The organism is Sedimentitalea sp. (genome assembly GCF_039973035.1).
Classification (GTDB): Bacteria; Pseudomonadota; Alphaproteobacteria; order Rhodobacterales; family Rhodobacteraceae; genus Sedimentitalea.
The window spans coordinates 247,047-267,082 of the sequence record NZ_JBDWLR010000042.1; the positions used below are offsets into that span (position 1 = coordinate 247,047).

The 20,036-nt window shown below is 59.9% G+C and carries 15 protein-coding genes; 6 read left to right on the forward strand and 9 right to left on the reverse strand.

Features of this window, described 5'->3' with window-relative positions; translation table 11 throughout:
* Positions 1–1,677 (forward strand): amidohydrolase, encoded by a 1,677-nt coding sequence (locus ABJO75_RS09890; protein WP_348129658.1) that lies wholly within the window; start codon positions 1–3, stop codon positions 1,675–1,677.
* A gap of 74 nt (positions 1,678–1,751) precedes the next feature.
* Positions 1,752–3,038, forward strand: a complete 1,287-nt coding sequence (locus ABJO75_RS09895) for a flavin-dependent oxidoreductase (RefSeq protein ID WP_348129661.1) — start codon at positions 1,752–1,754, stop codon at positions 3,036–3,038.
* A gap of 9 nt (positions 3,039–3,047) precedes the next feature.
* Here the strand turns inward: ABJO75_RS09895 and ABJO75_RS09900 are convergent, their stop codons facing one another.
* The 9 genes from ABJO75_RS09900 to ABJO75_RS09940 form a co-directional block, all read right to left on the reverse strand.
* The gene (locus ABJO75_RS09900; protein WP_348129663.1) at positions 3,048–5,678 is read right to left on the reverse strand and encodes a molybdopterin-dependent oxidoreductase; all 2,631 of its coding nucleotides are present in this window, start codon (positions 5,676–5,678) and stop codon (positions 3,048–3,050) included.
* Positions 5,678–6,013, reverse strand: a complete 336-nt coding sequence (nirD, locus tag ABJO75_RS09905; RefSeq protein WP_348129666.1) for a nitrite reductase small subunit NirD — start codon at positions 6,011–6,013, stop codon at positions 5,678–5,680. The genes ABJO75_RS09900 and nirD overlap by 1 nt, the downstream gene beginning before the upstream one ends.
* On the reverse strand, positions 6,010–8,442 hold the full coding sequence (nirB, locus tag ABJO75_RS09910) for a nitrite reductase large subunit NirB (protein ID WP_348129669.1): 2,433 nt from the start codon (positions 8,440–8,442) through the stop codon (positions 6,010–6,012). The genes nirD and nirB overlap by 4 nt, the downstream gene beginning before the upstream one ends.
* 10 nt (positions 8,443–8,452) lie before the next feature.
* Positions 8,453–9,385 carry a GAF domain-containing protein gene (locus tag ABJO75_RS09915; RefSeq protein WP_348129672.1) on the reverse strand — a complete coding sequence of 311 codons (933 nt, stop codon included), beginning with the start codon at positions 9,383–9,385 and terminating at the stop codon, positions 8,453–8,455.
* Positions 9,385–11,079: an ABC transporter ATP-binding protein gene (locus ABJO75_RS09920; RefSeq protein WP_348129675.1), complete on the reverse strand. Its 1,695-nt coding sequence runs from the start codon at positions 11,077–11,079 to the stop codon at positions 9,385–9,387. The genes ABJO75_RS09915 and ABJO75_RS09920 overlap by 1 nt, the downstream gene beginning before the upstream one ends.
* A gap of 5 nt (positions 11,080–11,084) precedes the next feature.
* Positions 11,085–12,170: an ABC transporter permease gene (locus ABJO75_RS09925; RefSeq protein WP_348129677.1), complete on the reverse strand. Its 1,086-nt coding sequence runs from the start codon at positions 12,168–12,170 to the stop codon at positions 11,085–11,087.
* 109 nt (positions 12,171–12,279) lie between these two features.
* Positions 12,280–13,641 (reverse strand): CmpA/NrtA family ABC transporter substrate-binding protein, encoded by a 1,362-nt coding sequence (locus ABJO75_RS09930; RefSeq protein WP_348129680.1) that lies wholly within the window; start codon positions 13,639–13,641, stop codon positions 12,280–12,282.
* A 264-nt stretch (positions 13,642–13,905) separates the two neighbouring features.
* Positions 13,906–15,078, reverse strand: coding sequence for an ABC transporter substrate-binding protein (locus ABJO75_RS09935; protein ID WP_348129683.1), 1,173 nt, complete (start codon positions 15,076–15,078; stop codon positions 13,906–13,908).
* The gene (locus ABJO75_RS09940) at positions 15,075–15,659 is read right to left on the reverse strand and encodes an ANTAR domain-containing protein (protein ID WP_348129685.1); all 585 of its coding nucleotides are present in this window, start codon (positions 15,657–15,659) and stop codon (positions 15,075–15,077) included. The genes ABJO75_RS09935 and ABJO75_RS09940 overlap by 4 nt, the downstream gene beginning before the upstream one ends.
* Before the next feature lie 220 nt (positions 15,660–15,879).
* Between ABJO75_RS09940 and ABJO75_RS09945 the strand changes: the two genes are divergently transcribed.
* Genes ABJO75_RS09945 through arsB form a run of 4 tightly spaced genes read left to right on the forward strand, consistent with a single transcriptional unit; the run spans position 15,880 to position 20,025 of the window.
* Complete coding sequence (locus ABJO75_RS09945; protein WP_348129688.1) at positions 15,880–16,755, forward strand: helix-turn-helix domain-containing protein; 876 nt, start codon at positions 15,880–15,882, stop codon at positions 16,753–16,755.
* On the forward strand, positions 16,752–17,750 hold the full coding sequence (locus tag ABJO75_RS09950) for an ArsJ-associated glyceraldehyde-3-phosphate dehydrogenase (RefSeq protein WP_348129691.1): 999 nt from the start codon (positions 16,752–16,754) through the stop codon (positions 17,748–17,750). Before ABJO75_RS09945 ends, ABJO75_RS09950 begins: the two co-directional genes overlap by 4 nt.
* Complete coding sequence (gene arsJ / locus ABJO75_RS09955) at positions 17,747–19,015, forward strand: organoarsenical effux MFS transporter ArsJ (protein ID WP_348129694.1); 1,269 nt, start codon at positions 17,747–17,749, stop codon at positions 19,013–19,015. The genes ABJO75_RS09950 and arsJ overlap by 4 nt, the downstream gene beginning before the upstream one ends.
* Positions 19,012–20,025, forward strand: coding sequence for an ACR3 family arsenite efflux transporter (gene arsB / locus ABJO75_RS09960; RefSeq protein WP_348129696.1), 1,014 nt, complete (start codon positions 19,012–19,014; stop codon positions 20,023–20,025). The genes arsJ and arsB overlap by 4 nt, the downstream gene beginning before the upstream one ends.
* Positions 20,026–20,036 lie beyond the last annotated feature (11 nt).

Here is a 20,036-nt window from a genome sequence, read left to right on the forward strand (position 1 = left end):
ATGACGGTCGCGGATATCATTATCGAGAACGGTAGGCTGATCACCTTTGGTGGCGGAACCGGGCGGGCCGAGGCGATTGCACTCGCAGAGGGGCATATCCTCGCTGTGGGAACCAACGCCGCTGTTCGCGAAACCAAGGGGCCCGACACGCGGGTGATCGACGCGCAGGGCAAAACGGTTCTGCCGGGGTTCATCGAAAGCCATATTCACTTGTTCTCGGGTGGTTTGGAGCTGGCAATGCTGGACCTGTCCACCAGCCATGATGCAGAAACCGTCGCGTCCCGCGTGCGGGAGTATTCGGCGCAGCAACCCGATGCGCCGGTGCTTTACGCGATCGGGGCGCATTATGATTTGTTGGGGGCAGGTCGACCGATCGACCGGCATGGTCTGGATCGGGTGATGCCAGATCGGCCCTTCGCTGTGATGGCAGCAGATCATCACACGCTTTGGGCCAACACGCCTGCGCTTGAATTGGCTGGAATCCTGCATGGCGCGACCGTGCCGGAGGGAAGCGAGATCGTGATGGGGGCAGACGGGCTTGCAACTGGTGAGTTGCTCGAAGCCGGCGCCTATGAATATGTACTGGCCACGACCGCATCGGGTGGGCGCGACCTGCTGGGAATGACCACCGGCAACGATCCGGTCCCGTCGGCAACCCCGGAACAGCGCGCGGCGGACAAGGCGATCCTGCGCGCTGGTTTGCGGCATCTGGCAAAAACCGGTGTCACCACGTTTCACAACATGGACGGAAATTTCTACCAACTGGAACTGCTTTCCGAGATCGAGGCCGAAGGTGACTTGCTGTGCCGGGGGCAAGTGCCGTTCCATTTCAAGAACTATGATCCCATTGATCGGCTGGATGAGGCGGCTGAAATGCAACGCCGCTATAACAGTGACTGGCTCTGGTCTGGGCGGCTGAAACTGTTTCACGATGGGGTTGTGGAATCCGGCACCGCCGCCATGTTGCGTCCTTATCCCAATTGGCCCGACAGCACCGGAGCGCCGTTGTTCACGCCGGAACAGTTCAACGAAATCTGCGTGCGCGCCGATGAGATGGGATTGCAGATCAGCGTTCATGCCATCGGTGACGCGGCCGTTCGCGGGACATTGGATGGCTATGCGGCGGCGCGCGCAGCGAACGGTGCACGCGACAGCCGCCACCGGATCGAACATATCGAAGTGCTGCATCCCGACGATCTGCCCAGATTGCGGGAGCTGGACGTGGTTGCGTCGATGCAGCCTCTGCATGCCCCATGGGGAGGGTTGTTTGCGCCTTCGGATGAAGGGCAGATCCTACACGAGGACCAAAAGCCCTTGGCCTATGCCTGTCAGACCATTCGTGAAACCGGAGTGCCTATGATTTTCTCCAGCGACTGGCCCGTGGTCCCGGTCGAGGTTTTGCCGTCTATCGGGGCAGCAGTTGCCCCCAAACACCTTGGCGGCAACTGGACGGATCAACGACAGAACCTGCGCGATGCACTGGAAAGCTATACGGCCATGGGGGCCTATGCCGAATTCAACGAAAGCAAGAAGGGGCGTCTGGTCCCCGGAATGTTTGCCGATCTGGTGATTTTGTCGGATGATCTGGACAGTGTCGCTCTAAAAGACGTCGGCAAAGCCTCGGTGCAACTTACGATCTGTGGCGGGCGCGTGACCTATGATGCTGGTGTTGCCTAGCGCCCGCGCCGCGGTCTTTAGCGTTTGCGGACACCAGAGGATCGAGAGACGGCGCAATTGCAGAGGAGACGGTCATGGATGAACCGCATGTTCTGATCGCCGGGGGCGGTATCGGCGGGTTGGCATTGGCCTTGACCCTGCATCAGATCGGGGTGAAGGCGACGGTCTTTGAGGCCGTGCGCGACATGCGACCCTTGGGCGTCGGTATCAATCTGCAACCGAATGCAGTGCGCGAGTTGTTGGTTCTCGGGATCACAACCGATGATCTCGACAGGGTGGGTCTGCCTGCACGCGAGTGGGCGCTAGTGGGGCTGAATGGCAAGGAAATCTATGCCGAACCGCGCGGGATTGAGGCTGGGTATCACTGGCCGCAATACGCCATGCATCGCGGACAGTTCCACATGCTGCTGTTTGAAACCGTGGTGAACCGGTTGGGCGTGGATGCGGTGCGCATGGGGCAGCGTGTCACCGGGTACGAACAGATGCTGGACGGGCGTGTTACGGTTCAGAGCGAAAATGCCGATGGTGGTATTTCACAGGTTACCGGCACGCTGCTGATCGGGGCGGATGGCATTCACTCGACAATCCGGGCGCAGATGCATCCCGCGCAACCGCCGATTCATTGGGGTGGGGCGCTCATGTGGCGCGGCACGACCAGAATGCGCCCGATCCGCACGGGGTCGTCCTTTGTCGGGTTGGGGACACATCGGCACCGGATGGTGATCTACCCGATTTCACATCCCGACAGCGAAGGTTTCGTCACCGTCAACTGGATCGCCGAACAGACCGTCGATGCCTCCCACGGGTGGGAAAAGAGTGGTTGGTTCCGACCGGTCGAAATCGACAGCTTTGTGCATGAGTTCGAAGCCTTCCGATACGATTGGCTCGACGTTCCTGCGATGCTGCGGGGCGCTGATATCGCTTATGAAAACCCGATGATTGATCGCGATCCGATCCCGACGTGGATTGACGGGCCGGTGGCGCTGATGGGGGATGCGGCGCATGCGATGTACCCCACCGGGTCCAATGGTGCGAGTCAGGCGATTGTCGATGCACGGGTTCTTGGGCAATCAATTATCGAACATGGTGTTACACCCGCAGCACTGGTGGCCTATGACGACACCCTTTGCGGCCCGGTATCCGAACTGATCCTGCGCAATCGCGGGGCAGGGCCGTTTGGGCTGCTCGATCTGGTGGACGAGCGCTGTGGCGGTGAATTCGATGACATCGACACCGTGATAACGGCTGATGAGCGGGCCGCATTCATGGCGGATTACAAGCGTGCGGCAGGGTTTGCCATAGAGCGCCTGAACGCTGCGCCGCCGATGATTGCCAAGGGGGCAAAGGTGGCGGCGTCCTGAACGCGCCGTTCACTCTGCGGCTTCGCGGTGGGTCATGCTGCTGAGCAACTCGGCGATTTCGGGGCGGCAGGACCCGCAGTTTGTCCCGGCCTGCAGCGCAGTACCAACGGCCTCGACGGTGACCAACCCGTCAGTTTCAATCGCTTCGACAATCGTGTTCACACCCACGCCAAAGCAGGCACACAGCATTGGGCCGGGGTCCGGAACATCTGCAGGGGTGCGCCCGATCAGGACGTCAGCCGCAGGCCCGCCGGGAAGGGTGGCGAGATAGTCCCGCATCACCGCGACCGGGGTGGGCGATACAAAGAGCGCCGCCAGAAGCTGTCCATCCGCCTCAAAAGCGATCCGTGCCGTGCCGCGCGCCGTGTCGGTGATAGAACTGACGGTGGCATCGGACAGGTTAAACATCTCGCGCGCCGCGGTCTCCCAGTCGGCAGTTGCTGTCATCCCGGCGAGTTCCGCGCGATGCCCGGCATTTGTGGTGGCGAGCGCCCAGTACTCCGATGTCAGCCGCATCGGTTGGCGCGAAACAGCGAACCCGTACCACGCCGCCTCGAACTTTGCGACATTCACAACACCGGCCTTGGTTTCCGGCTGCCCCGATATCGGATCGGTGACATCCGCCAGCAAGGCATCAATCCGCGCCGATGGGGCTGTCTCGCCGGTCCAGTGCATTGGGGCAAAGACCTGTCCGGGCTGCACATCTCCGGTGATCCGCACCCGCAGGATTGACCGGCCCACGGGGCTGGTGACAGTGACCAGATCAGCGGCGGACAGGGCGAGGCGCGTGGCGTCGGCGGGATGAATATCAAGGAACGGCTCGGCCAGATGCGCGGATAGGCGCGGGGAGAGCCCGGTCCGTGTCATCGTGTGCCACTGGTCACGTACCCGTCCGGTGTTCAGACGAAACGGAAAACGTGGTTCGGTTTTTGCAGCAGGCGGCCTATGCGTGACCGGGATCATCTGCGCCTTGCCATCGCGATGAAAAAACTGCCCGTCGGCGAAAAAGCGACCTCCAGTTCGGTTCTTGGTGACCGGCCAATGGGTTGGTGGCAAGGCATCATAGTCAGGATCGTCGATATCCGTGAAAGCAGAGATGTCAAAGTCGAGGCCAAAGCGCCCCGCGATGCCCGAGAGCGCCGCATATTCGCGGAAGATCTCTGATGTGGTCTGGTAATCGAACTGCCGTTTCCAGCCCATGCGCCGACCCACCTCGGCCAGTTGCGCCCAGTCAGGGCGCGTAAGACCCGGCGCAGGCAGTGCAATGCGTTGGCGGCTGATGGTGCGGTCCGAATTGGTGACAGTCCCTTCCTTTTCGGCCCACGCAGTCGCAGGCAGCAGCACGTCAGCCAGCCGGGCTGTATCGGTGGCTGCGGTGATATCGCTGACCACGGTGAACGGGCAGTCAGCGATGGCTTGCCGCACACGATCGCTGTCGGGCAGGGACACGGCCGGGTTGGTGTGCATCACCCAAAGCGCCTTGATCCGCCCGTCGCCCACCGCGCGGAACATATCGACCGCCTTCAGTCCGGGTTTCTCTGGAATGGTCGCTGCCTCCCAAAACGTGCGCACAGCGGATCGGTGATCGGGGTTGTTCAGCTCCATGTGACAGGCAAGCATATTCGCCAAGCCGCCGACCTCGCGCCCGCCCATGGCATTGGGTTGCCCGGTGACCGAAAACGGTCCGCAGCCGGGTTTCCCAATGCGCCCGGTGGCAAGGTGGCAGTTCAGGATGGCGTTGACCTTGTCGGTGCCGCTGGAAGACTGATTCACCCCCTGACTAAAGATGGTGACGACCCTTTCGGTGCCCATCCACATACGGCAGAACCGGGTGATATCGGCGTCACTCAGCCCGGTGACTTGGGAACGGCTGCCATAGGCTTCGCGCAATGTGTCGTTAAAACCGTTGGTATGCGCCAGAAACGCTTTGTCCAGCGCGCCGCCTTCGTAAATCTGCGTGAACAGGTGATTGAACAGCGCAACATCGCTGCCGGGTTCTAGTGCGAGGTGCAGGTCGGCCCCGTCGCAACTGGCGGTGCGGCGAGGGTCAATCACGATGAGCTTGGTGCCGCGGGCCTTGCGGGCAGCCAGAGCGCGTTGGTGCAAGACCGGATGGCACCATGCGAGGTTAGAGCCGACCAGCACGATCAGATCGGCCTCGTCGAGATCCTCGTAGGTGCCGGGAACCGTGTCGGTCCCGAATGCTCGCTTGTGTCCGGCTACGGTCGACGCCATGCAGAGGCGGGAATTGGTGTCGATGTTGGCTGAGCCGATAAAGCCCTTCATCAGCTTATTGGCGACATAATAATCTTCGTTCAGCAATTGGCCCGAGACGTAGAAGGCGACGCTGTCCGGTCCATGCCGCGCAATCGTGTCAGAAAACCGGGTTGCCACCAGATCAAGGGCGCTGTCCCACGACGTGTCGGCGCCATTCACCTGCGGGGCAAGCAGGCGTTGCATGAGCCCAACGGTTTCGCCGAGGGCCGAGCCTTTGGAACAGAGCCGCCCGTTGTTGGCAGGGTGGTCCGGGTCGCCCCGCACATCAAGCCCGCCTAGACCATCCGGTTGCAGCAGCACGCCACACCCGACCCCGCAATAGGGACAGGTGCTGCGGATTGCGGGCGAACTGCCGCCGTCCATCAGGCCGCGCTCCGCGCGCCGATGGCGGCCCCGTCGATCATGATGCGACCGTTCTCCAGCAACTTCAGCGGATAGGTGTCGATGTGGCCGTCGTCAGCCCCCTGTGCCTCGCCGGTGTTCAGATCAAACACCCAGTTGTGCAGTGGGCAGGTGACGTTCTGCCCATGCACAATGCCGTCGCTCAGCGGCCCACCCTTGTGCGGACAGGTGTTGGACGCCGCAAAGACTTCGGCCTCGTCCGTGCGAAACACCGCAACGCAGCCCGCCGGGGTTTTCAAAACACGCGCACCGCGCAGGGGCACGTCGTCGATATGTCCAATGTCGATCCAGCTCATTCTGCGGCCTCCAGGGTTAGATTGGCGAGGGGGATATAGGTTTCTGCGCGCTCGGTGACGTGCTCGGCCCACGGGTCTTTGCGGTAGATCGACTGCGACAGCTCAAAGGCCTCTACCAGCCTTTTGCGTTCGGCCAGATCGTCGACGACACGCTCTTTCACCCAGTCGAGCCCAACCTTGGAAACCCACTTATAAGCCCGGTCGAGGTACTTGGCGTTTTCGCGATAGAGCTGGATAAACGCGATGGTCAGATCGATCGCTTCCTGCTCTGTCGGGGCATCGGCCAGCCGTTCGGTTTCCTTAAGGTCCATGCCTGCCGCGCCACCAACGCTCACCTGATAACCGCTGTCGACACAGATGATCCCGACATCCTTGCAAGTCGCCTCGGCACAGTTGCGCGGACAGCCAGACACCGCCAGCTTGACCTTGTGCGGGGTCCACGACCCCCACAGGATCTGTTCAAGCTGGATGCCCAAACCGGTGCTGTCCTGGGTGCCAAACCGACAATGATCCGTGCCGACACAGGTTTTAACCGTGCGCAGACCCTTGGAGTAGGCATGACCCGAGACCAGCCCCGCATTGTTCAGATCGGCCCAGATTGACGGCAGGTCCTCGCCTTTGACGCCGAGCAGGTCGATCCGCTGCCCGCCGGTTACCTTGACTGTCGGCACGTCATATTTTTCGGCCGCGTCGGCAATCGCGCGCAATTCGTTCGGGTTGGTAATGCCGCCCCACATCCGGGGAACAACGCTGAATGTGCCGTCTTTCTGGATGTTGGCGTGTTTGCGTTCGTTGACAAAGCGGCTTTGCGGATCGTCCTGATACTCCAGCGGCCAGTCGGCGAGCAGATAATAGTTGATCGCCGGACGGCAGACATGACAGCCATTGGGCGTGGACCACCCCAGTTCCTGCCAGACGGCGGCCTGCGATTTCAGTTCTTTGGCCTTGATCAACCGCCGTACATCTTCGTGGGACAGGTCGGTGCAACCACAGACCGATTGTGCGGCTGGCATTTCGAAATCATCGCCCAGCGTGACCTGCAGCAGTTGTTCCACCAACCCGGTGCAGGTGCCGCAGGACGCGCTGGCCTTGGTGCTGGCGCGAATGGCGCCCAGATCGGTGGCACCGCCCGCGATCGCGCTTACGATATTGCTTTTGCATACGCCGTTACACCCACAGATTTCCGCATCATCCGGCAAGGCTGCAACGGCTGAGAGAGGGTCCGATGCGGCACCTCCCTGATAGGCCGGTCCAAAGATCAACGTCTCGCGCATTTCGGTGAGATCGGTGCCGTCCTTGATTAGCCCAAAGAACCAGTTTCCGTCCGCCGTGTCGCCATACATTACGGCACCGACAAGCTGGTCATCCTGCAGCACCAGCCGCTTGTAGATGCCCCGCGCAGGATCGCGGTACACGATGTCCTCGCGGCCCGGACCCTCGGCGAAATCGCCGGCGCTGAAGAGATCACAGCCGGTGACTTTGAGCTTGGTTGATAGTTCCTTGGGCACAAACGCGCCGGGTTGATCCAACAGCGATGCGGCGACAATCTTGGCCTGATCGTACAGAGGTGCCACCAGACCAAAAAGCTGACCGTCGAACTCGACACATTCGCCAATCGCGTAAATGTCCGGGTCCGAGGTCTGCATCTGTGCGTTCACCTCGATCCCGCGTGCCACGTCGATATGGGCGTCGTTGGCGAGGCGGGTTTCAGGGCGGATGCCCACGGCCATCACCACCAGATCTGCGGGCAGGGTTTCGCCGCTTTCCAGTAACACGGCTTCGGCGCGGTCTTCGCCAAGAATCGCCTTGGTTGATGCCTGGGTTTTCACGGTAATGCCACGCCGCTCCAGATCCGCGCGCAAGAGATACCCTGCAGCTTCGTCCAGTTGCCGTTCCATCAGGTGGCCGTTCAGATGCAGCACGGTCACATCCATGCCCCGCAGCCGCAAACCCGCTGCTGCCTCCAGCCCCAACAGACCACCACCGATCACGACGGCGCTGCCACCCTTGCCAGATGCTTCCACCATCGCGTTGGTGTCATCCAGATCGCGATAGGTGATGACCCCGGGCAGTTCCTTGCCCTGCACCGGGATGATAAAGGGCGCAGACCCGGTGCCGATCAGCAGCTTGTCATAAGGAACCTCGCCGTTCTGGCCGATGACCACCTTGCGGTCCCGGTCAATGCCGATGACATGCTCGCCAAAGCGACAGGTAACACCGTTTTCTTCGTACCAAATCGCATCGTGGGTGACGATTTCTTCATAGGATTTTTCGCCCGACAGCACCGGCGACAGCATGATCCGGTTATAGTTTCCGCGTGGCTCTGCGTTGAACAGCGTGACGTCGTAGGCGTCCGGTTGGGATTCAAACAGATGTTCCAGCGCCCGGCCCGTGGCCATCCCTGCGCCTATGACTACAAGTTTTTTCATGTCCATATCCTCAGCAATACCAAGCGACGATGTGTGAGAGTTCACCAGCACGATAGATCGGCAGGCCGACCGCTCCGGCATAGCCAGCGGTGGTTGGCGACGGTCCTGTTTCCAGTGCAGGCAATCCTGTGCCAAGCACCTTGCCGATCAGCCCGTGCCATGGTTCAACACGGCGGGTTTTTTCGTCATCCCACAACGCTCCGTCGCGGGCGCAGATGCCATCCAGCATCACGGCCGCCAGTTCTTTTCCGACCTTGGCACTGCGTGCATCCCAGATTTCAAACCGGCGGGCGATGGGTGTTCCGAGGGCCGACAGCAGTGTCAAAACATAGGAATCACCGCTCGGCACCGGCACAGGCAGGCCAAGCCCAGTGGTCAGCCCTGCCTTTCCGGCGCTTTCGGCCCGAATGAACCGATAGCCAGATCCAAGATCACGCATCAGGATGGGTGTTCTGGCGGACCAGACCCCACCGGGAAGACCCTGACCGCGCGGGAACTGAGTATGCTGCGACACCCATTCGAAATGTTTGGCCGCGCCGTAATAGCCATCATCCAGCGTCAGAACGCCGCCACCTTCGGACCATACCTCGATCGCGCCGGTGCGTTTGTCATCATCCGCGCAGAGCACGACCAGAACCGCCTTGAGCGTTTTGCCATTGAAGACCGGGATCGCGACGGCAGCCGTCAGACCTGCGGCGCTCGCGGCTGCGGTACGCTTGAAATATGAGCCGTCAAATTGCTTGAGCACGACCGGGCGTTCTTCGGCCCAGGCCTTGCCCGGCAGACCTTCGCCCTTGGTGAAACTCTCCTTGCCAGAGGCGGCGGCAAAGGCGTCAAGCGCGCCATAGCTGCCTGATCCGAGAACAAGCTTGTCGCCTTTCGGAACCCAGACTTCGGCGACTTCGACAAAAGTGCGGGTGGGGGCATCGAGTACTGTATCCATCAGGCGGCGTCCTTCTCAGCGGGCAGTTCTGGCGCTTTGGCTTTCGGTTTTCCGGCTTTCCCGTGCTCGTATTCTTCGAGGAAACTGAGGACCTGTTCGCGGTAATTGTAGTAATCCGGGTGCTCCAACAGCGCCTTGCGACTGCGCGGGCGCGGCAGGTCGACTTCTGTGATCTTGCCAATGGTGGCTTGTGGACCGTTGGTCATCATCACCACGCGGTCGGCCAGCAGGATCGCCTCGTCTACGTCGTGGGTGACACAGACAGCGGTCACCTTGGTGCGCGACCAGACCTCCATCAGAACGTCCTGCAATTCCCACCGGGTCAGACTGTCGAGCATGCCAAAAGGTTCGTCCAGCAGCAGCAGCTTGGGCGACAGCGCAAAGGCCCGCGCGATGCCGACTCGTTGCCGCATACCGTTGGAAAGATCCGCGGCCTGTTTGTCCATTGAATCCGCAAGCCCGACACGTTCCAGATAATACTCGACAACGTCCTGCCGTTCCGCACGGCTGGCGCGGGGATAGACTTTGTCTACGCCAATCGACACGTTTTCGCGCGCGTTGAGCCAAGGGAACAGGGACGGAGATTGAAACACCACCGCACGCTCGGGATCAGCACCTTCGACGTGGCGTCCATCCAGTTTGATCGCGCCCTTGGAGATCGAATTGAGTCCGGCCGCCATGGTCAGGACCGTGGATTTGCCACAGCCCGAATGCCCGATCAGCGAGATGAATTCGCCCCGGTTGACCTTGAGATTAAAGTCCTCGACCACGGTCAGCGGACCCTTTGGTGTGGGGTAGATCTTGTGCAACTGGCTAAAGTCGAGAAAGCGCTCTTCGATCAAACCGCTTTGCGCCTCCTTGACGGCGGCGGGAACACCGTGAATTGGTGTCACATCCGGCAAGATGCGACTGCCCTCGGTATTCGCCTCGATGCCGACATCCATCAGGTATCCGGTCACCTGCGCGCGCAGTTTTTTGAACACGGGATCGTGGTTCATTTCGCCACGGTCGCGCGGGCGGGGGATGGTGACAGGGATCGGATCGGCCAGCGTGCCATCGGGGTTCAGCGGCACGATGCGGTCGGCCAGCAGGATCGCTTCGTCCACGTCATTGGTGATCAGGATGCAGGTTTTCTTGTCCGCCTCCCAGATGCGTTCGATCTCATCCGCGAGATTGGCGCGGGTCAATGCGTCAAGTGCTGAAAGCGGTTCGTCCAGCAACAGCATCTCGGGGTCCATTGCCAGTGCGCGCGCCACTGAAACCCGTTGACGCATACCGCCTGAAAGCTCTGCAGGCTTGCGGTCAATCGCGTGTGGCAGGCCGACCATGTCGACGTAATGGGCGATTTTCTTGGCGCGTTCAGCCTTGGACAACTTGGGGAACACCGCATCCACGGCCAGCCCGACATTGCCACCAACCGACAGCCACGGCATCAGACTGTAGCTCTGAAACACCAGTCCACGTTCCGGTCCGGGGCCGTCGATGGGCGTGCTTTTGAACAGAACCTCGCCCTTGTCCGGGGTTTCAAGCCCGGCAATCAGGTTCATCAGGGTCGACTTTCCTGTGCCGGAAAATCCGAGGATCGCGAGGAACTCGCCTTCTGCAACAGCCAGCGAGATGTTCTTGAGAACTTCGGCGCGGTTAGCCCCTGTGCCAAAGCCTTTGGAGACGTTTTTGAATTCAAGAATGCTCATGCCGCTCACCGATTGTTGGAGAATGTGAACATCGACTGGATCGCGAACATCAGCCGGTCCAGCAGAAAGCCGATGATGCCGATGGTCAGGACAGCGACCATGATCCGGGCCAGCGATTGCGACGATCCGTTCTGGAACTCGTCCCAGACGAATTTGCCAAGACCCGGGTTCTGCGCCAGCATTTCGGCGGCGATCAGAACCATCCAACCGACCCCGAGTGAGAGCCGCAGGCCGGTAAAGATCAAAGGCAGGGCCGAGGGCAGAACCAGTTTCTGGATTTTGGACCAGGTCGACATCTTGAGAACCTTGGAGACGTTGATCAGGTCCTTGTCGATGGCGCTTACACCTAGTGAGGTGTTGATCAGGGTCGGCCATAGGGAACACAGGGTCACGGTGATTGCTGACACCAGAAACGACTTGGAAAACATCCCGTCATTGGTGGCGTAGACCGCTGACACGATCATCGTGACGATGGGCAACCACGCAAGCGGGGAGACGGGTTTGAATATTTGGATGATCGGGTTCAGTGCTGCGTTGGCAATCGGGGAAAGCCCCGCCATCACGCCCATCGGGATCGCCACAGCCGAGGCGATCAAAAAGCCAAAAAACACGGTTTTGATCGACGTCCAGATCTGGTCGTAATAGCTGGGTGCGCCGGTATAGGCGATGTGCTTGACCTTGTCGGCCTGACCTGCGGCAATCAGCTTTTCGTTGCGCAAATCGAGCCGTTCGTAGAACTGGTCCTCTTTCGCGGCCTTTGCTTGCGCATCGTGATGCAGGTTGACGGCCTGATCCCACACCTGGGCCGGTCCGGGGATTGCGCCAAGCGAAGTTTGCACCGTGGGTGCCAATGCGGCCCACAAGCCGAGGAAGGCCACGATTGCCAGCAGCGGTACACCCAGCAGTCGCCAGATTTCTGACACCTGCGCTTTGGGGTTGTCGCCGGCGATGGCCTTGAGGATGGGCGTCATCCAGGGCAGGCCAAGCACCTGAAACCATTTGTCGGCAGAGTTAATACGGGTGAAACGACGTTCGCGTCTGGCTTCGCGGGCTTCGTCGACCGAAAGGCTGTCGTGATCTATGGCGGTCATTGTGAGTTGCCTTCTTGGCTGTGCGGGTGCGATGGGCGAATGCCTCATCGCGTGTATCGGGATTGGCGAATGTTCCTCGCGCCGTGATGGGTGGCGCGAGGAAAAGGGTTCAGCCCTGAATGTCAGTGCCGTTGATGACCTGTTCACCTTTCAAGCCGATTGGCAGGCTTTCCAGATAGGCATTGGGGGTGCGACCGTCATAGACAACGCCGTCGATGATATCCGCGGCCGGTGTCGGTGCCTTGTACCCATCGCTGTCCCACGGGAAGTCGGCTTCGTTTGCCAGCCCGTCATCGACAAGGGCGCGTGCGGCTTCCAGATAGATGTCCGGACGATAGACGGATTTCGCAACGTCGTCATACCAGCTGTCGGCTTTGAACTCGGCAATCTGACCCCAGCGGCGCATCTGTGTCAGATACCAGACGGCGTCGGAGTAAAACGGGTAGGTGGCGTTGTAGCGGAAGAATACGTTGAAATCGGGAACATCGCGCACGTCGCCCTTTTCATATTCGAACGTACCGGTCATCGAGTTGGCAATGACTTCAGCATCTGCCCCGACATATTCGGGCTGCGACAGTATTTGCACCGCTTCAAGACGGTTGGCATTGTCATTCTCGTCCAACCAGATCGCCGCGCGGATCAACGCCTTGGTAAGGGCGCGGGTGGTGTTGGGATTGGTCTCGGCAAACTCGGCAGTGATGCCGAATACCTTTTCCGGGTTGTTCTTCCAAAGTTCGTAGTCGGTGATGACCGGTACACCGATCCCTTTGAACACAGCCTGCTGGTTCCATGGCTCGCCAACGCAATAGCCATAGATTGTCCCCGCTTCGAGCGTTGCTGGCATCTGCGGTGGAGGGGTCACCGACAGGAACACGTCGGCATTGATCTGACCGGTTACGTTTTCGGGGCTGTAATACCCGGGATGCAGTCCACCCGCCGCGAGCCAATAGCGCAGCTCGTAGTTATGTGTGGACACCGGGAACACCATCCCCATGTTGAACGCTTTGCCTTCGGACCTGTATTTCTCAACGACCGGGGCCAGCGCCTCGGCGCTGATCGGGTGCTGGGGGCGGCCGTCATCCATGGTTGGAATGTTGGGTTTCATTTCTTCCCAGACCGCGTTGGAAACGGTTATGCCGTTGCCGTTCAGATCCATGGAGAACGGTGTCACGATATGGGCCTTGGTGCCAAAGCCGATGGTTGCGGCCAGCGGCTGACCAGCCAGCATATGCGCGCCCTGCAATGTGCCGTCGATAACGCCGTCCAGCAGGACCTTCCAGTTTGCTTGGGCTTCGAGTGTCACGAACAGACCCTCGTCCAGAAAATACCCCTGTTCATAAGCAACGGCGAGCGGCGCCATGTCGGTCAGTTTGATAAAGCCAAAGGTCAGCTCATCAAGTTCGAGGTCCTGTGCGAACAATGGTCCGGGGAGAGCGGTGAGAGTGGCAAACGTGTAGAGCAGGTGTCTCATGGGTGATCCTTTGAGGCGTTCGGTCATTGCAGTTGACCGGAAAAACAAAAAAAGCCGCTGACGCGCCCCGTCAAATGACGGAGGGTCGAGCGGCTTTGCTCAGCATTCCCTATCGGTGGGAGAATTGGATACGGAGACGCCATTGCCTCTGTGCAACCTTAGGATGCTGAGCCGTGGCGTATCGGTCAAGAAAGGCGGTCGAAGAAAAGTGATTTTGCGCTGCAATGCGGCAATCGACATGCTGCGGTGCCGAAAAAATGGGCGTTACTTTTTCAATGGATCAAAAATCTGGCCATCAAAAAAGCCATCGGGCAGCAGAATCAGACGGCCAGATGCAGATGCTACAGCCGTCGGATCCTTCACCGCACCTTCGAGCTTTTCTGATGCGCCGGGCATTTCAGCCCCGGTTGATTGCAACGCCTGACGATAGAGATCAGTCCGAAAGACGTCAGCGGCAGTCTCCATCGCGGCAAGCGGGTCAAGCCCGCTGCGGGTCGCTATGCGGCTTGCGATCCACTTGGCCTGACTGCGCCAGGGAAAGTTCGCCGCGCCGTGGTGAAACTCGACAAATCGGTCCACCACACGCTGTTCTCCCTTGTGAGAGATCGTGAGACGGCCAGACAAGGCGCGATCGATCACTTCGGATGGCAGATCGAGATAGCGCGTACGCGACAGGATCTCCGAGGCTGTCGTGTGGCTCTCCGGTTGGGCGAGCCAGCGGCCGGATTTCCAGACAGCGCGCATCAGACGACCCAAAAGATGCGGTTCCGTGTCTGCCCAATCCGTGCGTGTGGCCAGAACCTTTTCCGGGGCAAACGACCAGATTGCGGTGCCCGGCAACAACAGGGCACCGACACCCGCCTCGACTGCGGTCGACCCCCAGGGTTCGCCGACGCAAAACGCATCGATTTCGCCAGAGGTCAGGGCGTCGGCCATCAGCGGGGGAGGGACCGTTCGGATTTCAATGGCGTTTTCGCTCAGCCCGGTGGCGTTGAACCAATAGCGCAACAATTCCACGTGCATGGAAAATGGAAACGGCACACCAATCGTCAGCTTCCCATCCAGAACAGAGCCGAGTGCCTTGCTGGCGGCGCGGGCGTCGTGAAAATCAAAGCCATAGCCGCTGGCGCGCAGGCGGTCCTCAAGCCGTTTGCCAACCCCAACGACTTCGCCATTCATTGACAACACCGACACCGCCGAGAGTGCGGTTGCAACACCGCCCAATCCCAATGCCATCGCCACCGGGATCGAAGACAGCAAATGCGCCGCATCGACGCGACCGAATGCCAGCATGTCCCGGACCGATGACCACGACGGGGCGGGGATCAGATCCAGCGACAAACCTTCTGCTGCCGCAAAACCCATCTCTTCGGCGACGATCAGTGGGGCGGCATCGACCAGCGGCATATAGGCGGCAGAGAGCTGTACGCGCTTCACGACAGCAACCCTGCGGCTGTCACCAGCGCCTCTGCGACATCGGCGACCCGGCGTCCCTGATCCATCGCGGCGCGGCGCAGGATCGAATAAGCCTCGCCTTCGTCAATGCTGCGGGCTTTCATCAACAGCCCTTTGGCGCGGTCGATTACCTTACGCTCTTCCAGCGCGCGCCGGGTTTCCGCCAACTCGCTGCGCATCTGGCGGGCGATCTGGAAACGGGCGATGGCCGCATCCATTATTGGTTTCAGACGCTCTGGTTTCAGACCGTCCGCCACATAGGCCGACAACCCAGCCTCGATTGCTGTCCGCGCGAGCCCACCGGCGGCGGGGGAGACGAACATGGCGACGGGCCGCTCCAGCGGACCGGAGGCGAGTGTGAGTTCCTCGAGCATGTCGCGGGTTGGGTTATCAATATCGATCAGCACGACATCTGGCGCATGGGCGCTGATCTTGCGCGCCAGCCCTGATGCGTTGCCAATCACGAACACATCATAGTCGCCGGACTCTTTGAGAGCGTCGACAATCGCAATCGCGCGATCGCGGTCTTCTTCGACAACAACGATGGTCAGCGTTTCCGGCATTCCCCTTGTTTGAGGCAGGTCGGGGGAACTGGCAACATGCGCCTCAGAACGGAGGATCGAACGGCCTGCATTGGCCGCGCCCTAGGTCTTGGTTTGCTAAAGGTTTGGGCGTTTGTGGCCGGTTGAGGCGCATTGTTGTGCGGTTTGAGGTTAAGGGAATGTTCGCGTCTCCCGCAAACGCGATTGGCTGACCAGCATGAGACCTGCGAAAAGGGGTTGAATGTCTTTAAATTTTGATTATTCACGAAATATGGAAATAGAAACTGTCTCCCGACTTTCTGCCCTGGCTCACCCGCAGCGCCTCGCGCTGTTCCGCCTGCTGATGCGACGCTTTCCTGATCGTGTGCCGGCGGGTGAACTGGCGCAGGCGCTCGACCTGAAATCCAGTACGCTGTCGGCCTATCTCGCGACGCTGGTTCAATCGGGTCTGCTTACGCAGGAGCGGGCGGGGACATCATTGCTCTACGCCATCAACATGACCGGTGTGCAACAGACCTTTGAAAACCTGTTTCTGGACTGCTGCCGCGGTCGCCCTGAACTTTGTCCACCCTTGGCCTTTCCCTCAAATTCAGGAACCAAACCCATGCCTGATACCAAATATAGTGTACTCTTTATCTGCACCGGGAATTCTGCCCGTTCGATCCTCGCCGAGTCCGTGCTGCGCCACGAAGCCGGTGATCTGTTTGAAGCCTATTCCGCCGGGACCAAACCTTATTCTGAACTTAATCCGTTCGCGGTTGAGGTCCTGAAATCGAAAGGTCATGACACGTCGCCACTGCGTGCAAAGAATGTCAGCGAATTTCAGGCACCAGATGCCCCGCAGTTTGATTTTGTCTTTACCGTTTGTGATCGCGCCGCAAACGAAGACTGCCCGGCATGGCCCGGTCAGCCGATCAGCGCCCATTGGGGCATGCCTGATCCGGTCAAGATAGCAGGAACGGAGGCCGAAAAGAGCCTCGCGTTTCAGCAAGCCTATGGGGAACTGAGGCGCCGTATCAGTGCCTTTGCCGCATTGCCGATTACCTCGCTTGATCGCGTTTCGCTGCAACGCGCGGTGGATGGTATCGCCAATGCGGAATCCGAGGTGCCAGCATGACCGTCTACGCAATCAATGGCCTTGGCCGCATGGGTAAACTGGCGCTGCGCCCGTTGTTGGAGCGCGGGGCCGAGATTGCCTGGATCAATGATGCGGTGGGCGATGCCGCGATGCACGCCCATCTGCTTGAATTTGATACCGTACATGGCCGCTGGCCTGCGAATTTTGAGTCTGACGCCGACAGTGTGACGATTGATGGAACCCGGTTGCCCTTTGTTGGCACGACGGACCTTGCGGCACTGCCACTTGCGGGCGTCGATGTGGTGATCGACTGTACCGGCAAATTCAAGACCGAGGCCGCGCTTGCCCCGTATTTTGCCGCCGGTGTCAAAAAGGTTGTCGTGTCGGCCCCAGTCAAGGACGGACCAACCGCCAATATCGTTTATGGCGTCAACGACGACAGCTTTGAGCCCGTTAAGCATCAGATCATAACGGCGGCCAGTTGTACCACCAACTGCATCGCGCCTGTGGTCAAGGTCGTCCACGAATCCATCGGCATCCGTCACGGTTCATTCACTACGATCCACGACGTAACCAACACCCAGACCATTGTGGATCGCCCCGCCAAGGACCTGCGCCGAGCCCGGTCGGCGCTGAATTCGCTGATCCCGACCACGACGGGGAGCGCGTCGGCGATCATGTTGATCTATCCGGAATTGCAGGGACGTCTGAACGGCCATGCGGTGCGTGTGCCCCTGCTGAATGCGTCGTTGACTGATTGCGTGTTCGAGGTTGAGCGGGAGGTTTCGGTCGAGGAAGTGAACGCACTGTTCAAGACCGCTTCAGACGGCGCTCTGAAAGGTATTCTGGGGTATGAGGAACGCCCGCTGGTCTCGGCTGACTATACCAACGACACTCGCTCTACGATCATCGATGCGCCGTCGACGATGGTAGTCAATGGCACACAGATCAAACTCTATGCCTGGTATGACAATGAAATGGGTTATGCCCATCGGTTGGTGGATGTGGCGCTGATGGTCGGGGCGTCGCTGTGACACCCCGACCGCAAGGCATGTCGGCCTATATCGCGGTGACGGCCGCCTATTGGGCCTTTATGCTGACCGACGGTGCGCTGCGGATGTTGGTGCTGCTGCATTTCCATACGTTGGGGTTCTCGCCCGTACAGCTTGCCTATCTCTTTGTGCTTTACGAAATCGCGGGCATGGTGACCAACCTGTCGGCGGCTTGGATCGCGGCGCGGTTTGGGCTGACCACGACGCTCTATGCCGGGTTGGCGGTGCAGGTTGTTGCATTGCTGGCGTTGGCACAGCTTGATCCCGGTTGGGCCATTGGGGCATCGGTTGCTTATGTGATGATGGTTCAGGGCGCTTCGGGAGTCGCGAAGGATCTGGCCAAGATGTCATCAAAATCGGCGGTCAAATTGCTGGCGCCGACCGAGGACGGCGGGCTGTTTCGATGGGTGGCGTTGTTGACCGGGTCCAAGAACGCGGTCAAAGGCGTGGGCTTTCTACTCGGCACGGTCCTGCTGGCGACGCTGGGCTTTGTCTGGTCGCTATACGCGATGGCGATGGTGCTGGCTGCGATCCTGCTGGCGGTCCTGATCGCGATGCCACCGGGCCTGCCCAAGGGCCGCAAGGGCGCAAAATTCACCGAGGTGTTCTCAAGATCGGCCAATGTGAACTGGTTGTCTGCGGCGCGGGTGTTCCTGTTTGGAGCGCGCGATGTGTGGTTCGTTGTCGGTATTCCGATCTATTTCCACGCAGTGCTGTCGGATGGTACCGAAGAGGGCGCCCGCATGGCGTTTTTTGTGATCGGGACCTTCATGGCCGTCTGGATCATCCTCTACGGCGCCATACAGGCCGCAGCCCCGCGTATTCTGGATGCCACCAACCGGAGCGAGGCCGACCTGATCGGGGCCGCACGTCAATGGGCGCTGATGCTCTGCGTCGTGCCGGCGACGCTTGCAGCATTGGTGGTGCTGGCGGGTGAACCTGCCGTCTGGCTGACCGTTGCGCTGATTGCGGGGCTATTGATCTTTGGGGCGCTCTTTGCGGTGAACTCCTCACTTCACTCCTATCTGATCCTCGCGTTCACGCGGTCCGAGCGGGTGACGATGGATGTCGGATTCTACTATATGGCCAATGCGGGCGGGCGTCTGATCGGCACCATTCTATCTGGCCTGACCTATCAATTGGGCGGCTTGTCTCTTTGCCTCGGAACGGCGGCGGTCATGGTTGCGCTCAGCGCGATGGCCGCAGGAAAACTCAACCCACAATCGACGGAAAGCGCAGTTGCATGAGCATTTTTGAAAGATACCTGAGCGTTTGGATCGCGCTCGCCATTCTCGCCGGCATCGCTCTGGGCAGCGTTGCGCCGGGTCTTGTCGATCTTGTCGCCGGTGCTGAGTTTGCACAGGTCAATCTGGTGGTTGCTGTGCTGATCTGGGCGATGGTTTATCCGATGATGGTGGGTGTCGATCCCGCGTCACTCAAGGATGCGGTGCGCCAGCCAAAAGGGTTGGCGATCACGCTGGTGGTCAATTGGTTGATCAAGCCATTCACCATGGCGCTGCTGGCGGTGTTGTTCTTTGACTATGTATTCGCGGATTTTCTGACACCCGAAGACGCAATGCAATATACGGCGGGCCTGATCCTGCTGGGTGCGGCCCCCTGCACGGCAATGGTATTTGTCTGGTCGCAACTGACCAAGGGCGACGAAGGTTATACGCTGGTGCAGGTCACGGTGAACGATGTGATCATGGTGTTTGCCTTTGCACCGCTGGTGGCGGTTTTGTTGGGCGTCACGGATATCGAAGTGCCGTGGAGTACTCTTGTTCTCTCGGCGCTGCTGTTTGTCGCTCTGCCGCTGGCGGCAGGCCTCATCACACGCCGTGTCTTGGGATCGCCTGAACGCATTGATGCGTTCCGAGATCGGATCAAACCGTTTTCGATCATTGGTCTGATCGCGACCGTGGTGATCCTGTTCGGGCTGCAAGGTCAGGTCATTCTCGACCGACCGCTTGTGATCGTGCTGATTGCTGTGCCGATCCTGATCCAAAGCTATGGCATCTTTGCATTGGCCTATGCGGCAGCGTTCGCGATGAAGGTTCCGCACCGGATCGCCGCCCCCTGCGCGTTGATCGGCACATCGAACTTTTTTGAGCTTGCCGTCGCGGTGGCGATCTCGCTCTTTGGCCTCAACTCGGGTGCGGCCTTGGCGACCGTGGTGGGTGTGCTGGTCGAGGTGCCGGTGATGCTATCACTGGTGGCATTTGCCAACCGGACGCGCGCGAGGTTTGCCGAGGGGTGATCTTGCAGGGG

Bases quoted from the DNA above. Each gene is read 5' to 3' on its own strand.
- ABJO75_RS09890 (WP_348129658.1), top strand. From the start codon at position 1: ATGACGGTCGCGGATATCATTATCGAGAACGGTAGGCTGATCACCTTT.
- ABJO75_RS09895 (WP_348129661.1), top strand. From the start codon at position 1,752: ATGGATGAACCGCATGTTCTGATCGCCGGGGGCGGTATCGGCGGGTTG.
- ABJO75_RS09900 (WP_348129663.1), bottom strand. From the start codon at position 5,678: ATGGACGGCGGCAGTTCGCCCGCAATCCGCAGCACCTGTCCCTATTGC.
- nirD (WP_348129666.1), bottom strand. From the start codon at position 6,013: ATGAGCTGGATCGACATTGGACATATCGACGACGTGCCCCTGCGCGGT.
- nirB (WP_348129669.1), bottom strand. From the start codon at position 8,442: ATGAAAAAACTTGTAGTCATAGGCGCAGGGATGGCCACGGGCCGGGCG.
- ABJO75_RS09915 (WP_348129672.1), bottom strand. From the start codon at position 9,385: ATGGATACAGTACTCGATGCCCCCACCCGCACTTTTGTCGAAGTCGCC.
- ABJO75_RS09920 (WP_348129675.1), bottom strand. From the start codon at position 11,079: ATGAGCATTCTTGAATTCAAAAACGTCTCCAAAGGCTTTGGCACAGGG.
- ABJO75_RS09925 (WP_348129677.1), bottom strand. From the start codon at position 12,170: ATGACCGCCATAGATCACGACAGCCTTTCGGTCGACGAAGCCCGCGAA.
- ABJO75_RS09930 (WP_348129680.1), bottom strand. From the start codon at position 13,641: ATGAGACACCTGCTCTACACGTTTGCCACTCTCACCGCTCTCCCCGGA.
- ABJO75_RS09940 (WP_348129685.1), bottom strand. From the start codon at position 15,659: ATGCCGGAAACGCTGACCATCGTTGTTGTCGAAGAAGACCGCGATCGC.
- ABJO75_RS09945 (WP_348129688.1), top strand. From the start codon at position 15,880: ATGTCTTTAAATTTTGATTATTCACGAAATATGGAAATAGAAACTGTC.
- ABJO75_RS09950 (WP_348129691.1), top strand. From the start codon at position 16,752: ATGACCGTCTACGCAATCAATGGCCTTGGCCGCATGGGTAAACTGGCG.
- arsB (WP_348129696.1), top strand. From the start codon at position 19,012: ATGAGCATTTTTGAAAGATACCTGAGCGTTTGGATCGCGCTCGCCATT.